Consider the following 14,679-nt stretch of genomic DNA (forward strand, 5'->3'; position numbering starts at 1 on the left):
GTGGTTGGGTTGGTGCCTGTTTGAAGGTTATCGGTTGTGCGAGGGTGTAACTGTCGTTAAAAAACAGTTAAAAGTGCTGCGAGGCGGATCCAAAAAAACCGCCCCCCGGAAGGCTCCGGGGGGCGGCGCGGGGCGGGATTCTTACAGGTTCTTGAGCATGTGCATGTAGGCGTCGGCGGCTTCCTTGAGCAGTTGCGCCTGCTGGAAGAGCGCGGAGTTCTCGCCGGCCTGGCCCTTGGTGGCGGTGAGCTGCTCGGTCAGCGTGATGATCTCGGTGACCGGCGCCCGGGTGGCCGCAGCGTGCGCGAGCCCTTCGTAGAGGGTCGCGAGCTGCGACTGGATCTGCTCGATCCCGGTCGTCAGCTGGTTGACCGCCGAGACGAGGTGGGTCAGGGTCTCGTTGCGATCCGCGCTGGTCGCGAGGCGGACGGCGCCGCTCGGGGCCACCGGGGCCATCGCCGGGACGAACGGGTTTGCCTCGACCGCGATCGCAGCCGGCACCGACGGGGCCTGCGGGATCGAGACGATCGGGGCGGGAGCCGGCGCATAGACCGGCTCGACGCGAGCGGGTTCGGGGGCCGGGGCTGCGAACACGGGCTCGACGGGCGGGGCTGCGAACACGGGCTCGACGGGCGGGGCCGCGAACACGGGCTCGACGGGCGGGGCCGCGAACACGGGCTCGACGGGCGGTGCCGCGAACACGGGAGCCGCCGGCGGTGCCGCGAAGACCGGATCGGCCGCAGGAGCCTCGAAGGCCGGATCGCTGGTGAAGCTCGCGATCAGATCGTTGATCTCGGTGTCGACCGAGGGGCTCGCGAACGGATCGAGCGAAGCGGCATCGAAGGCGGGGGGCTGGGCGGCGGCCGGTGCGGCTGGAGCCTCGAAGGGGAGCCCCTGGGGCTCGAAGCTGGGCGCCTGCGGCTCGAAGCCGACCGGCATCGGGTCGTTGGCGGTCTGGTAGAGGGCGAGCAGGTCGTTCAGGGTCGCGTCGTCGCCGCTGCCGGCGGGATCCTGGCCCCCCCAGTAGTTGCCCGTCTGGCCGGCGGGCATCCCTTCGGAGGGGTTGTTGAGAAACGGCAAGTCCACGTTCTGATTCCGCCTTTCGTGTTTTGATGACCCCGCGGGGGCTACTCGCCGAGCTTCAGGACGGCCATGAAGGCTTCCTGCGGAATTTCGACGCGACCGACCTGCTTCATGCGCTTCTTGCCTTCCTTCTGCTTCTCGAGCAGCTTGCGCTTGCGGGAGATGTCGCCCCCGTAGCACTTGGCGAGCACGTTCTTGCGCATGGCGCTGATCGTCTCGCGGGCGACGACCTTGTTGCCGATCGTCGCCTGGATGGGGACCTCGAACATCTGCCGGGGGATCAACTCCCGGAGCTTCTCGGCGAGCTGTCGACCGACCGACTGGGCGCGATCCTTGTGGATGATGGCCGAGAGGGCGTCGACGATCTCACCTGCCAGCTGGATGTCCAGCTTGACCAGCCTGGACTCCCGGTAGCCGACCAGCTCGTAGTCCATGGACGCATAGCCCTTGGTCCTGCTCTTGAGCTGATCGAAGAAGTCCGAAACGAGTTCCGCAAGCGGAATCTCGTAGGTCAACTGGGTCCGGTCGGTGCTGAGGTATTCCATGTTGATGAATACCCCACGCTTCCCTTGCGCTAACTCCATCACGGCGCCCACGTAGTCGGAGGGGGCGATGACGGAGACCTTGACGTAGGGCTCCTCCATCTTCTCGATCTTGACCGGATCGGGGAGGTTGGTGGGATTGTCGACCATGACGACCTCGCCGCCGATCTTGGTGATCCGGTAGACGACCGAGGGGGCCGTGGCGAGCAGGGTCAGGCCGTACTCGCGCTCGAGGCGCTCCTGGATGATCTCCATGTGGAGCAGGCCCAAAAAGCCGCAGCGGAAGCCGAAGCCGAGCGCAGTCGAGCTCTCGGGCTCCCACTGAAGCGAGGCGTCGTTGAGGGTCAGCTTCTCGAGGGCCTCGCGCAGCTGGGGGTAGTCCTCGGCGCTGGTCGGGTAGAGACCGCAGAAGACCATGGGCACGGCCTGCTTGTAGCCGGGCAGGGCCTCCTTGGCGGGGTTGTTCGCCAGGGTGATGGTGTCGCCCACCCGCGCGTCCTGGACGTTCTTGATGGCGCCTGCCAGGTAGCCGACCTCGCCGATGCCGAGCTCCTGGACCGGGGTCTGCTTGGGGCGCAGGACGCCCAGCTCGGTGATGGTGATCTGGGCGCCGGTCGCCGCCATGCGGATGGTGTCGCCGACCTTGAGCTTGCCGTTGAAGACGCGGAAGAAGACGACCACGCCCCGGTAGGCGTCGTAGTACGAGTCGAAGATGAGCGCCTGCAAAGGAGCGGCCGGATCGCCCTTGGGCGCGGGGATCTTGGCGACGATCTGCTCGAGGATGTCCTGGATGCCGATGCCCGCCTTGGCCGAGGCGAGCACCGCGTCGGAAGCATCGAGGCCGATCACGTCCTCGATCTCCTTCTTGACGCGCTCGGGCTCGGCACCCGGCAGATCGATCTTGTTGAGGACCGGGACGATCTCGAGGTCGTGCTCGAGGGCCAGGTAGACGTTGGCGAGGGTCTGGGCCTCGACGCCCTGCGAGGCGTCCACCACCAGGATCGCGCCCTCGCAGGCGGCCAAGGAGCGCGAGACCTCGTAGGTGAAGTCCACGTGGCCCGGGGTGTCGATCAGGTTGATGACGTAGTCCTGGCCGTCGTTCGCGCGGTAGTCGAGGCGCACGGCCTGGGCCTTGATGGTGATGCCGCGCTCGCGCTCGATGTCCATCGAGTCGAGCAACTGCTCCTCCATCTCGCGGGAGGCGACCGTGCCCGTGAACTCCAGGAGCCGGTCGGCCAGGGTCGACTTGCCGTGGTCGATGTGGGCGATGATCGAGAAATTCCGGATGCGATCCGTCGGGACGGTCATGGGGGCTTCCCTTCTACCTGTGTCGAGACCTCGAAGCGTCCATTATAGCGCGGAAAGCCGCCGCGAGCGAACCGAATCGGATCCCTGAATTTTAGCGTCGTCTTAAACTCTGCTTAAGAAAGATCCCCGGCGATCCCTGCGATAGTTCTTGCAGATTTCATAAACATTTCGTCCCGTCCATCTTCGGAAGGAGCGTCCGGTATGCGTCACACCAAGGCCCTGTCCACTCTGCTTGCCGTCTCGGCTGCGCTGACCCTGCTTGCGGGCTGCGGCATGACCCCCGGCGCGAGCGTCACGTCGCAGACCGAGGCGGTCGGCTTCGATGCGCTCGCCTCCAAGACCCTCAAGGAAGGCTTCAAGCAGGTCCACGAGGCGATCTTCAGCAAGATCGACACCAACGGCGACAAGTACATCGACGAGTACGAGGCCGGCCCCTACTTCAACCTGATCAAGGAGTTCCCCAAGGCCGACAAGACCAAGAGCGGCAAGACCGGCAACGGCAAGATCTCGCGCAGCGAGTTCCTGAAGTACGCCACCGCCGGCGGCTTCCTGACGGGCAAGGATAGCCCGGTCGCGTTCCTGAACCGGATGCGCGCCTTCCTCGCCACGGCCTTCAACCGCCTCGACCAGCGTGAGCCCGGCAGCGGCCTGTTCGGCAAGGGCGACGGTTACCTCTCGACCGAGGAGCTCAGCGACAAGGCGCTCGCCAAGCTGGGCCTGGGCTTCGCCTACGACAAGATCCACGTCCGGGTGACGATCCCGAGCTTCGATCCCGCCGACATCTCGGCCTCGGACAAGACCGGCGACGGCAAGCTCAGCCAGGCCGAGTTCGAGGACCTGTACATGACCTCGGTGGTCAAGGCCATCAACCCCAACTACGTCCCCGGCGGCAACACCCCCGCCCCGGCCCCGGTCGATCCGGCCCCGGCCCCGGCCCCGGCGCCCGCCGACCCCAACGCCCCGGCGCCCGCTCCTGCCGTCGAGTGGTGGGGCCTCTAGACCTCACTCGAAAAAGGACCGCCCCCGTTCGGGGCGGTCCTTTTTTATTGCTTTTGCAGCTGCCCAGGAAACGATGACGGATTCATGACACAACGCCAACCCGGCCATGATACGGCGTCCGTATCATTGAAGGAGGGCCGAGACGGCCCTCTTGTCCCGTCGATGAAAGGCAGGTTGCATCTTGAAACTGGACGATTTCCGGCTCACGCTCGGCTCGAAGCAGTACGTTCCCATCGTCATCGGCGGGATGGGGGTCGACATCTCCTCGGCCGATCTGGCGCTCGAGGCGGCCCGCCTCGGGGGGATCGGCCACATCTCCGATGCGCTCTCCGCAGCGGTCTCGGATCGGCGCTTCAAGACCACCTTCCTGCGGGACAAGGCCGAGCTGTACCGGGATCACCGCGAGATGGAGCACAAGCGCGACGTCCAGTTCGACCTCTCGGCCGTGCGCGAGGCCACCCTGCGGCACGTCGGCGGCACCATGGACGCCAAGCGCGGCGATGGCGCCATCTTCGTCAACATCATGGAAAAGCTCACCATGAACGCCCCCAAGGCGACCCTCAAGGCGCGGCTGGAGGCCTCCATGGACGCCGGGGTGGACGGCATCACCCTGAGCGCCGGCCTGCACCTGGGCTCGCTCGAGCTGGTCGCCGATCACGCCCGCTTCCGCGACGTCCAGTTCGGGATCATCGTCTCGTCGGCCAGGGCGCTCAACCTCTTCCTCAAGCGCGCCAAGCGCCTGGATCGCATGCCGGACTTCGTGGTGGTGGAGGGCCCCCTGGCGGGCGGGCACCTGGGCTTCGGCCTTGACGAGTGGCCCCGCGCCAACCTCAAGGACATCGTCAACGAGGTCATGGCCTTCCTCGCCAAGGAGGGGCTCTCCATCCCGGTCATCCCCGCGGGGGGCATCTTCACGGGCACCGACGCCGTCGAGTACCTCCAGGCCGGGGCCGCGGCCGTCCAGGTGGCGACCCGCTTCACCGTCACCCGCGAGTGCGGCCTGCCCGATTCGGTCAAGCAGGTCTACCTGGGGGCCGAAGAGGCGGACGTGGAGGTCAACACCCAGTCGCCGACCGGCTATCCCATGCGGATGCTCAAGCAGTCGCCCGCCATCGGCTCCAACATCAAGCCCAACTGCGAGACCTTGGGCTACCTGCTCGACTCCGAGGGGCGCTGCAGCTACCTCGAGGCCTACAACGCGACGCCCGTCGACGAGAAGGGACGCAAGCAGCCCGTGCGGGAGCGCACCTGCCTCTGCACCCACATGAACACCTTCAAGGTCTACACCTGCGGCCACTACGTCTACCGCCTCAAGGAGACGACGGTCCTCGAGGCGTCGGGGCGCTACCACGTGCCGAGCGCCGAGCACGTCTTCAGGGACTACCAGTACAGCGAGGACCACAAGATCGCCCTGCCGAAGCTCGATGGCTTGGTCGTTCCCGCCTAAGGGATCGGCTTCTCGCCAAAACAGCCCCTCGCCCCGACCGGGGCGAGGGGCGCGGCTTTTCTTCAGCCGCCGATGAGCCGGGCGACCGTCTCCAGCACCTCCGCGTAGGGCGGGGTGGTCGAGACCCGGTGGTCGCAGGCGCTGGCCTGGCCGTTCTCCAGGGCGATGAGCCCCAGGCGCCGCTCGACCTCGTCGGGCGTGCTGCCCCGCGCTTCCATGCGCTCCTTGAGGGTCTCGGGCGAGGGGCTCTCGAGGAAGATCGCCCGCGCCTTGCCGGGGGCCAACAGGTCGCGCAGGTGCTGGACGCCCGCCATGTCGAGGACGCACACCAGGTCGTGCCCCCCGTTCTCGAGGAACTGCCCGGCCGGCAGGCCGTAGCGCCGGCCGCCGTAGGTGGTGGACTCCAGCAGCTTGCCCGACGCCAGCAGGAAATCGAACTGCTCGTCGCTGACGAAGTAGTAGTCGATGCCTTCCTGCTCGCCGTTTCGCGGGGCGCGGGTGGTGCAGGTGACGGCGCGCTTGAGACCCGGCACGCGCCGGGGCAGGTCCTTGGCGAGGCTGGTCTTGCCCGTTCCCGACGGGCCGATCAGGATCCATACGTTGCCGGCCATGGGGTCTCCTTACAAAGGAACTTGATGAGATCCCCCCACCCCCAACCCCGCCCCACCGGGGGGCGGGGAGTCTGGTTGGCATGGGACTGCCCTTACCATACCGCCCAAAAGGCGAGGGGGGAAGGCGTCAGCCTTCCCCCCTCGAAACCCTCCAGGGCTTACTTGCCCTGGTAGGGGCCCGCGATCGCGAGGCCCGCGGCGTCGGGCTTGACGATCTTCCTGGCGGCCTGGTTGACGGCTTGCAGGGTGACGCCCTGGATCAGCTTGGGGTAGCGGCCCCAGAAGTCGAGGCCCAGGCCGTAGCGCTCGATCGAGCTGAGCGAGCCGGCCATCCCGGAGTTGGTCGCGAGGTCCACCGCGCTGCTGCCGATGAAGGCCGTCTTGGCCTTGGCCAGCTCGTCGGCGGTGACGCCCTTGGTGACGAACTTGCCGAGCTCGCGCTTGAGGGCGTCGAGGGCCGTTGGGACGTTGGCGGGGTTGACCGTGACGGTCGCGGTCCAGGGGCCCGGGCCGAAGGTGGGCCGGATGCTGGAGCGCGCGTCGTAGGTCAGGCCCATCTCGTCGCGCAGCTTGATGCCGAGGCGCGCCGACAGGGGGCTGCCGCCGAGCACGAAGTTGGCGATGCGCACGGCGTAGTAGTCCGGGTCCATCCGGCGGACGGTGGTGGGGTTGCCGTAGACGATGGCGACGTTGGTCTGGTCCATCATCGGGATGATGGTCTTGGAGGCCTTGGCCGGCATGCCGTCGGGGATGGAGACGGCCGCGACCGCGACCTTGGGCCAGGCGGCGAAGCGCTGCTCGAGCTTCGCGACCACGGCGTCGGCGCTCACGTCGCCCACCACCGCGAGCACGACGCCGTTGGGGCCGTAGTGCTTGGCATGGAAGGCCCTGAGGTCCTCGGGGGTGATGCTCTCGATGGCCTTGATCTGCTGCTGGGGGTCCAGGTCGTAGTAGGGGTGACCCGGCTGGTAGATCGCGTGGTTGAAGGCGCGTCCGGCCCGGGTGGCGGGCTGCTCCTCGGCCTGCTTGATCGAGGTGATCCAGTTGGCCTTGAGCTTGGCGAGCTCGCTCTCGGGGAACGCGGGGGTCATCATTTCCTCGGCGAGCACGTCGAGGGTGCGGTCCAGGTCCTTGGAGAGGGTCGAGCCGCTGATGCCGGTGGTCTCGGTGCCGCCCGAGAAGCCGACGCTCGCGCCGACGAACTCGAGGTCACCCGCGATTTTGAGCTTGTCGCGCTTGGTGGTCCCTTCCTCCAGCATGGAGGCGGTCAGAGAGGCGAGGCCCTCCTTGCCCTCGGGGTCGTGGACCCCGCCGGTGCGGACGAAGCCGTCGATGGCCACGGTGGGGTTGTTCTTGTTCTGGAGCACCAGGACGGTCATGCCGTTCGACAGGACGCGCCGCACCGGCACGGTGAGCTTCTGCTCCTTGACCGGGCGCTTCTCGAAGTCCATCAGGGGAAGGGGCTTGACCGGGGCGTTGTTCGCGACGGCCTTGCCGCTGCCGGCATTCTTGGGCTGGGGGCGCACCGGGCCGTCGGGGGTGGCGACGTAGTACCCGATGGTCAGGTTGTCGTCGTGGAGGTAGGTCTTGGCGACGCGCTGAATGTCGGCGGGGGTGACCTTCTTGACCTCGTCCAGGAGGGCGAAGGCCCGCTGCCACTTGCCCGCCATGGCCTCGTACTCGCCGAGGTTGATGGCGAGACCCTCGGTGCCGTTGTTCTGGAAGATGTAGCCCGCCTCGGCCTGGTTCTTGGCCTTCTGGAGCTCCTGGAGCTCGACCGGGGTGGTCTTGAGCTTCTCGAGCTCGGCGCGCATGGCCTGTTCGGCGTCCTCGTGCTTCACGCCGGGGCGCACGGTCATGCCGATGCGGAACAGGGAGGGATCGCGCTGGAGGCCGCAGTCGGCCCAGGCGTCGGTGGTGATCTCCTTGTCGACCAGGGCCTGGTAGAGGCGCGAGGTCCGGCCGCTGCCCATGAGGGTCTCGAGGACCTTGAGGGCGGCGATGTCCTTGTGGTTGACCGAGGGGATGTGCCAGCCGGTCTGGACCAGGTTGGTCTCGCCGCGCTTGCGCAGGGTGAAGCGGCGGATGCCCTCCTGGGGCTCCTCGGCGGTGTACATGGGCGGGATGTGCTTGGCGGCGGGGATGGCGCCGAAGTACTTCTCGATGAGCTTGATGGCGTCCGCGCTCTTGAAGTCGCCGACCAGCACCGCCACCGCGTTGTTGGGGTGGTAGAAGGTGTTGTAGAACTCCTTGAGGCGCGCGGTGGGGACGCCCTCGACGTCGCTGCGCCAGCCGATGGTCGAGTGGTGGTAGGGGTGGGCCTGGTAGGCCTGGGCGGTGATCGCCTCGTAGAGGTTCATGACGGGGCTGCTCTCGCCGCGCTCCATCTCGTTGCGCACGACCGTCATCTCGCTCTGGCGCTCCGAGTCGAGGATCAAGGAGTTGCGCATGCGGTCGGCCTCGAGCCGGATGCCCATCTCGAGCTTGTCGCTCGAGTAGGTCTCGAAGTAGTTGGTCCGGTCCGTCCAGGTGGTGGCGTTGAAGTCCGCCCCGTTGCGCTGCAGGAGCTGCGAGATCTGGCCCTTGCCGAGGTTCTTGGTGCCCTTGAACAGCATGTGCTCGAGCATGTGGGTCGAGCCCGTCCAGCCCGTGGCCTCGTTGCGCGAGCCGACCTTGTAGGTGACGACCCAGGTCACGACCGGCGCGGCGTGGTTCTCCTTGAGGATGACCTTCATGCCGTTCTTGAGGGTGTACTCCTGGATCGGGCCCGCGATCGTCTGGGTGCTCTTGATGGCGGGAGCGGCCAGGGCGTAGGCCGGCATGACGGGCACCGTCAGGGCGGTGCCGAGCGCCAGGGCCAGGGCGGCGAGGGGGTGTCGATTCATGCGGCGGTGTCCTCTCTCGAAAGTCCAGGCGCGAGCCGTGGAATGGAAGGCGTTTGCCATAGGGGCGGTTTGTCGCCGGGTGTACGAACGATGGCCCATGTTATCACGCCCCTTGCCGGGACGCAGGGCCGCCCGGGGTGGTCGCTTCCCCACGGCTGTGCTATGATGCGTACTGTTGCTTGTCAACATTGCACACGAGGAAACAACCCAGTAAGCCGTCTCCTGATCGTTGGAGGATCTGCCCATGGGAACTCCCGAGCAACACGCGTCCTTCCACCTCGGTCTCACCTGGTCCGAGGCGGTGCCGCTGCTCTCGCGCCTGATCACCTCCCCGGCCCCGCTGGATGGGAGCGATCGCGATCGCCTCCTGGCCGCGGCCGCGGCCTGCCGCCTCGCGCGCACCGAGCTCGAAACGGCCCACGAGCGCCATTCCCTTCTGCGTCTGGCCGCTCCGCTCTACTCGGAGGAGACCCTCGGCGAGGCCCTGCTCACCGCCGAGCGCGCCCTCGTCTCCCTGAGCCAGCCCATCGCCGGCGCCGAGCGCTTCATGCTCGCCTCGGGCCGCCTCCACTGGCTGTTCGAGTTCCTCTCGGACACCTGCAACCTGCTGCTGCGCGACGTGGCCCGCGGGACGCTGCCGCGAGCGGCGAGCTGATCCCTTAGAGCACCTAACGAAACCAGGCATGTTACGACCATTGGCCGCCGGGGGCGGCTGGGTGGAGCAGTTTCGTTAGGTGCCCTTATCTTAATCGAGGGTTATTCACCCCATAAGAAAGATCCCGGTCTCGCGCCGCGATATCCCGTATGTGTGGTGTTAATACGCCAAGGAGGGTCGCCGTGAGCCGGAACGTCAAGACCAAGGCCTTTTGGATCACCGCGCTGCTGGGCACGACGCTTCTGGCCGGCTGCGGCGCCGATCCCGGCGTGATGGTCGACAACGGCAAGGCGCAGAAGGACCTGAGGCTCAACAAGGGCCTTCCCGGCACCCAGCAGGGCGTCAACAACGACCAGGCCGTCCTCCAGGCCCTCTTCACCGACATGCGCCAGATGCGCACCACGCTGCGCAACGTGCAGTGCGACCTGACCGGCTACTTCGTCAGCGACAAGGACGGCTCGGTGGGATCCATCCAGACCCGCTTCTGCTACGAGCTGCCCAACAAGACCTCGCTCGCCATCAAGCAGAGCAGCGACGGCAGCACCGTCGGCACCAAGATGGTCTGGAGCGGCGGCCAGCAGATCGCCGTCAAGACCAAGCTGCTCGGCTTCTGGCTCAAGACCAGCGTCGACGTCCACGACAGCCGCACGGCGGACCACCGCGGCTACTTCATCGACGAGACCGGCATCAACCCGATGATGGACACCTTCTTCGACCCGCGCAACCAGGTGACGCTCGTCGGCCAGGGCAACCTCGGCAGCATGCCCGTCATCCAGGTCGGCATCGTCTCGCCCCGCAGCCTGAAGGGGGTCGCCCGCGAGGTCTTCACCATCGACTCCCAGCGCAAGATGCCCGTCATCCGAGAGCTGTACGACCGCAGCAACCGCCTGGTCCACCGCATCCGCATGGACAACATCGTCATGAACGCGACCATGCCCTCCAACGCATTCTCGCTCGATTAACCCGGGCCCGGGTCCACATGCGCCCGATGGCGATTGCCGCACCAGCCTCGCCACGCCCCTTACTCCGGGAAACCCCCTGAGGGACGGGGTTATGCCCCACTCGATCGGGCCCAGAACGGCCCGTGGATTAATCTTTGCTTAGCCAATTCTTAGAAAAAGCTTGCATTTCCTCGCCTAGCGCGATAGGATGAATTCATCGACCGGTTCTGGAGAGCCGGGAGGCCCGAGAGGGCGCCGCTTCAAGTCGAAGGGCCGCAAGGCGGGACGACGGGAGGGGTATCGAACACCCGAGGTTTCGATCGCGGGTGGGGAGCCGGAGCCCCGAGAGGGGGGACGGATAGGGGGCGCCGCCGAAGTGGCGCCGCGGGGTTTCATGACGGGTTCGTCGCCGGAAACGGGGGATGGCTCGGAGGGAAATGTCGCAGGGGGATGAAAGTCACCCTGAAGTGGACTCAAAGGTCCACGGAGGACGTACCGGACGCGTGAGTGTCCTGCGCCGCAAGCGCACCGGTGAAGCGACACTGGAAGGCCCCTCGACCCGGGTAGGGAGACGGTCTCGCAAGAGGCAGTCGACTCGCCGGGGAGATGAACGGAGCACCGGGCCGAAAGGCAGGGAGCGCGACTGGAAACAGTCGAGGGTGGAGCCGGAAGCGGCGCTGCCGGGACCTGGAGACAGGGAAGACGCCGTTCATTGGTCTCGCTTTTCCAGGAGTGAGCACGGGCGCACCCCGTCGAGAGTGCCACGGAGTCTGTAGCAGGCCTGAAAAGGCCGACGCCGGATTTCGGTGGGGATCGAATCGGTCCCTGAAACGTAGGTTGAGATACTTGCGATGGAACTACGGTGGGTGTGGCGACACCCGGCGCCTCGAGCGCGAGGTCGAAGTGACGACCGAGCCGGATCCAAAGCAGCAACCCCCGCGGAGCGAAAGCTCGGCGGGGATTGGTGTTTTTGGGGGGATCGTCAGTTTTTGCCTCGGGCTTCAAACGCTTCCCAGGCTTCCTGGCAGTGGGACGGCAGGATGAGCACGTCGGGCCGGGCCTGGTGAAACGCGTGAAGGCGGCTCATGGTGTCCAGGTAGCCCTTCCAGTCGGAGAAGATCAGGCGCGCGATCCCCATGGGCGGGCGGTTTTCCTTGAAGGCCCGGGTCTTGTAGACCGCGTCGGCCACCAGGAAGACGGGGCCCTCCTCGGTCCGGAGCATGAGGCCGTGGTGGCCCTCGGCGTGCCCCGGCAGGGGGACGGCGACGACGCTTTGGTCCCCGCACAGGTCGGCGCCCCGGTTGAACGGGGCGTAGGTCGCGCCCAGGTCGCAGGCGGGCAGGTCCTCGAAGTGGGAGGAGCGCGCCTCGAAGTCGTCGGGCAAGAGGCCCCTCAGGAAGCCCGCGCGCACCGCGCCGAGGCCCGTCAGAGGGCGCATGGCCGCGTAGCTCTCGGAAGAGTAGAGGTAGCGGGCCTCGGGAAAGTCCCGGACCGCCCCGACGTGATCCGCGTGAAAGTGGGACAGCACGACGGTCTTGACCTGCTCGGGCGCGACCCCTCGCGCGGCCAGCTGGGTGGCGGCGCTCTCTTCGGGGCTGAAGCTCACCGGCGTGAGCTTGGCGTAGAGGCGGTTGGGGTAGCTGGCGGTCTCCTGGTGGAAGCGATCGGAGTAGCCGGTGTCGAAGAGGATCGCGCCGTGCTCCGGGTGCGCGATGAGGGCCACCAGCGCGGGGAGGGTGCAGGGGCGCATGGGGGCCCCCTTCACGACGACCCCTTCCGGGTGGACGCAGGAGCCGGCGGCGAACAGGCGCAAGGTGACGGTGGGGGTGCGGCTGGTCTGCATCGACGGAGGTCCTTTCGGGATCGCGCGCTTTTCCCTGACGTGCGAGGGCGTGTCGGATGATAGCATACGATCCCTCGGGGGTCAGTGCGCCTCCTCGAGACCGAGCAAGGAGTCGTCGGTGCAGCAAGCTTTGGACGTGGCGGTGATCGGGGCGGGGCAGGCGGGACTGGCGATGGGCTACCACCTCGCCAGGATCGGCCTGAGCTTCGAGCTGCTGGACGCGGCCCCGGCGATCGGCCAGGTGTGGCGCGATCGCTACGACTCGCTCACCCTCTTCACGCCTTCCCAGTACAACGACTTGCCCGGCATGCCCTTTCCCATGGCACCCGACCGCTATGCCACCAAGGACGAGGTCGCGGATTACCTGGTGGCCTACGCCGAGCGATTCGAGCTGCCCGTCCGGTGCAACGCCCGGGTCTCGCGCCTTTCGCGGACGGCGGCGGGTTACCGGATCGAGGCGGGGGGCGAGGTCAAGGAGGCCAGGCAGGTCGTGGTCGCGACGGGGCCGTTTCAGCGCCCCTTCGTTCCGGCCTTCGCCTCGGCGCTCTCGCGCGAGGTGTTCCAGGTCCACAGCGCCATGTACCGGAACCCCGCGCAGCTCCCCGAGGGGGAGGTGCTGGTGGTGGGGGCCGGGAACTCGGGCGCCCAGATCGCCGAGGAGCTGTCCGGCTCGCGCAAGGTCTATCTCTCGGTCGGCAGGCGTGATCTCCACCTGCCGCGGCGCTTCCTGGGGCGCGAGATGTTCTGGTGGCTCAAGGCCGTGGGCTTCCTCGATGTCTCGCTCGCCACGCCGATCGGTCGGTGGCTGAGGCGGCGAGACGTCCAGTTCTACACCGATATCCCCCGGCTGGTCAGGGAGAACGGCCTGGAGCTTCTGGGGTGGGCGGTGGCTGCCGAGAACGACGCGATCGCCTTCGATGACGGCCGGCGCCTGGGCGTCAAGAGCGTCGTCTGGGCGACGGGCTTCCGGTACGATTTCGACTGGCTGCAGGTTCCTGTTCTCGACGAGCGGGGCAAGCCCCTCCATCGGCGGGGGGTGAGCGCCTCGGAAGGCCTCTACTTCCTCGGCCTGCCCTGGCTGTACCGGCGCAGCTCGGCCCAGCTGGGCGGCGTGGGACGGGATGCGGAGTTCCTGGCCCGGCGGATCGAGGAGGTGACCCTCGATCGCGCCGAAAAATCGAGCAAGCGAACCTCTTAGGCGCTGCGGGCGCACGAAACCCGCGGCCTGCCGGGGTCTGCTATAATGCTCGCGTGCCAAAACCCAAGACCATCCAGCTCCGCCTCAAGAGTCAGGCGCAGATCCTCTCCGCCTTCGTGTCCGCCTTCAGGCGGACGCTGATCACGCACAAGCCGGCGCCGTCCGACCACGAGCGCCTGGCCGAGATCGAAGAAGGGGCCATGCGGATCTGGGCCCACAACGTCTGTTTGTACTTCGACGACGACGTGGTCCTCAGGCTCAAGGACTTCGTCGCCGATCTGCAGGTGCTGGATCCGACCACGCCCTTCATCCCCGAGCTCAAGGACTCCTACGTCATCAACATCCGCGAGGGCCAGATCCGGCTGAGCGCCGCGAGCCTCGAGGCGCTCATGGGGCGCTACATCCTGCCTTCGGCGGGCTCGCCCCTCAAGGATGCGCGCCTCTCCATCTCGGGCGATCGCATGATCCTGCGGGCCAAGGCCCGCAAGTTCGGCCTCGACGTGCCCATCACCATGGAGTGCGAGGTGAGCGTGGGGCCCGAGGGGATGATCGAGCTCTTGCCGCAGCGCCTCGCCGTCTCCGAGGTCGGCATCGGCGGCATGATCAAGCTCTTCAACCTGGAGCTCGACCGTCTGCTTGAGATCCCCCCGGACGCCCCCCTGCGCGTGTCGGGCAACCAGATCACCATCGATCCGGCGGGGATCTTCCCCTCGCCCAAGGCGATCGGCCGCCCCACCGCGGTCCGGATCGAGCGCGGCGAGCTGGTCCTCGCCTACTCCGGCCCCGCGCCCGCCGAGGCGGCGCCCCTGCTCGACCCCCAGGCCCCCAACTACATGGTCTGCATGGGCCACGATCTGCTCGTCGGCAAGATGATGATGCACGACGCCCACTTCCAGATCGTCAACCAGGATCCCGCCTCGCACCTGGACTTCTCCCTCGACCACTACCGCTCGCAGCTGGCCGCGGGCAGCAGCTCGCTGCACGCCGGCGACCAGCTCCTGGTGCGCCTGCCCAACCTGGGGCCCTCGACGCGCGGCGGGACCGGCCCGATTTAACGGCCGATTTAACGCAAGTTTTGCCTAAGCTTACAGAGGCTTTAGGATCCCTTCCGCAACTCCCCCGGCCGGCACGGCGATATCTCTCTTGTCGAGGGCGCACGAATGCGCA

Annotated in this window: 11 protein-coding genes; 6 read left to right on the forward strand and 5 right to left on the reverse strand. The window is 67.1% G+C overall.

Annotated elements, in window-relative coordinates:
- Window positions 1-141: 141 nt before the first annotated feature.
- Both V6D00_02655 and lepA read right to left on the reverse strand, forming a co-directional pair.
- Complete coding sequence (locus V6D00_02655; protein HEY9898060.1) at window positions 142-1,086, reverse strand: hypothetical protein; 945 nt, start codon at window positions 1,084-1,086, stop codon at window positions 142-144.
- 41 nt (window positions 1,087-1,127) lie between these two features.
- Window positions 1,128-2,933 (reverse strand): translation elongation factor 4, encoded by a 1,806-nt coding sequence (lepA, locus tag V6D00_02660; protein HEY9898061.1) that lies wholly within the window; start codon window positions 2,931-2,933, stop codon window positions 1,128-1,130.
- A 201-nt stretch (window positions 2,934-3,134) separates the two neighbouring features.
- On the opposite strand from lepA, the gene V6D00_02665 reads away from it, so the two are divergent.
- Both V6D00_02665 and V6D00_02670 read left to right on the forward strand, forming a co-directional pair.
- Window positions 3,135-3,932 (forward strand): EF-hand domain-containing protein, encoded by a 798-nt coding sequence (locus V6D00_02665; GenBank protein HEY9898062.1) that lies wholly within the window; start codon window positions 3,135-3,137, stop codon window positions 3,930-3,932.
- A gap of 181 nt (window positions 3,933-4,113) precedes the next feature.
- The gene (locus tag V6D00_02670) at window positions 4,114-5,379 is read left to right on the forward strand and encodes a nitronate monooxygenase (GenBank protein HEY9898063.1); all 1,266 of its coding nucleotides are present in this window, start codon (window positions 4,114-4,116) and stop codon (window positions 5,377-5,379) included.
- 62 nt (window positions 5,380-5,441) lie between these two features.
- On the opposite strand, the gene V6D00_02675 is transcribed toward V6D00_02670, so the two are convergent.
- Window positions 5,442-5,990, reverse strand: a complete 549-nt coding sequence (locus V6D00_02675; protein HEY9898064.1) for a hypothetical protein — start codon at window positions 5,988-5,990, stop codon at window positions 5,442-5,444.
- Window positions 5,991-6,148: 158 nt separating this feature from the next.
- Entirely contained in the window at window positions 6,149-8,875 is a 2,727-nt protein-coding gene (locus V6D00_02680) for a pitrilysin family protein (GenBank protein ID HEY9898065.1), read from the reverse strand.
- 244 nt (window positions 8,876-9,119) lie between these two features.
- Between V6D00_02680 and V6D00_02685 the strand changes: the two genes are divergently transcribed.
- Together V6D00_02685 and V6D00_02690 are read left to right on the forward strand one after the other, a co-directional pair.
- A complete protein-coding gene (locus V6D00_02685) occupies window positions 9,120-9,530 on the forward strand; it encodes a hypothetical protein (protein ID HEY9898066.1) in 411 nt (136 codons plus the stop codon).
- A 182-nt stretch (window positions 9,531-9,712) separates the two neighbouring features.
- Complete coding sequence (locus tag V6D00_02690; GenBank protein HEY9898067.1) at window positions 9,713-10,492, forward strand: hypothetical protein; 780 nt, start codon at window positions 9,713-9,715, stop codon at window positions 10,490-10,492.
- Window positions 10,493-11,453: 961 nt separating this feature from the next.
- Here V6D00_02690 and V6D00_02695 read toward each other — a convergent pair.
- A complete protein-coding gene (locus tag V6D00_02695; protein HEY9898068.1) occupies window positions 11,454-12,314 on the reverse strand; it encodes an MBL fold metallo-hydrolase in 861 nt (286 codons plus the stop codon).
- 118 nt (window positions 12,315-12,432) lie between these two features.
- Between V6D00_02695 and V6D00_02700 the strand changes: the two genes are divergently transcribed.
- Both V6D00_02700 and V6D00_02705 read left to right on the forward strand, forming a co-directional pair.
- The gene (locus tag V6D00_02700; GenBank protein ID HEY9898069.1) at window positions 12,433-13,512 is read left to right on the forward strand and encodes an NAD(P)/FAD-dependent oxidoreductase; all 1,080 of its coding nucleotides are present in this window, start codon (window positions 12,433-12,435) and stop codon (window positions 13,510-13,512) included.
- 53 nt (window positions 13,513-13,565) lie between these two features.
- A complete protein-coding gene (locus V6D00_02705; protein ID HEY9898070.1) occupies window positions 13,566-14,567 on the forward strand; it encodes a hypothetical protein in 1,002 nt (333 codons plus the stop codon).
- Window positions 14,568-14,679: the final 112 nt, after the last annotated feature.

The organism is Pantanalinema sp. (assembly GCA_036704125.1).
Classification (GTDB): domain Bacteria; phylum Cyanobacteriota; class Sericytochromatia; order S15B-MN24; family UBA4093; genus JAGIBK01.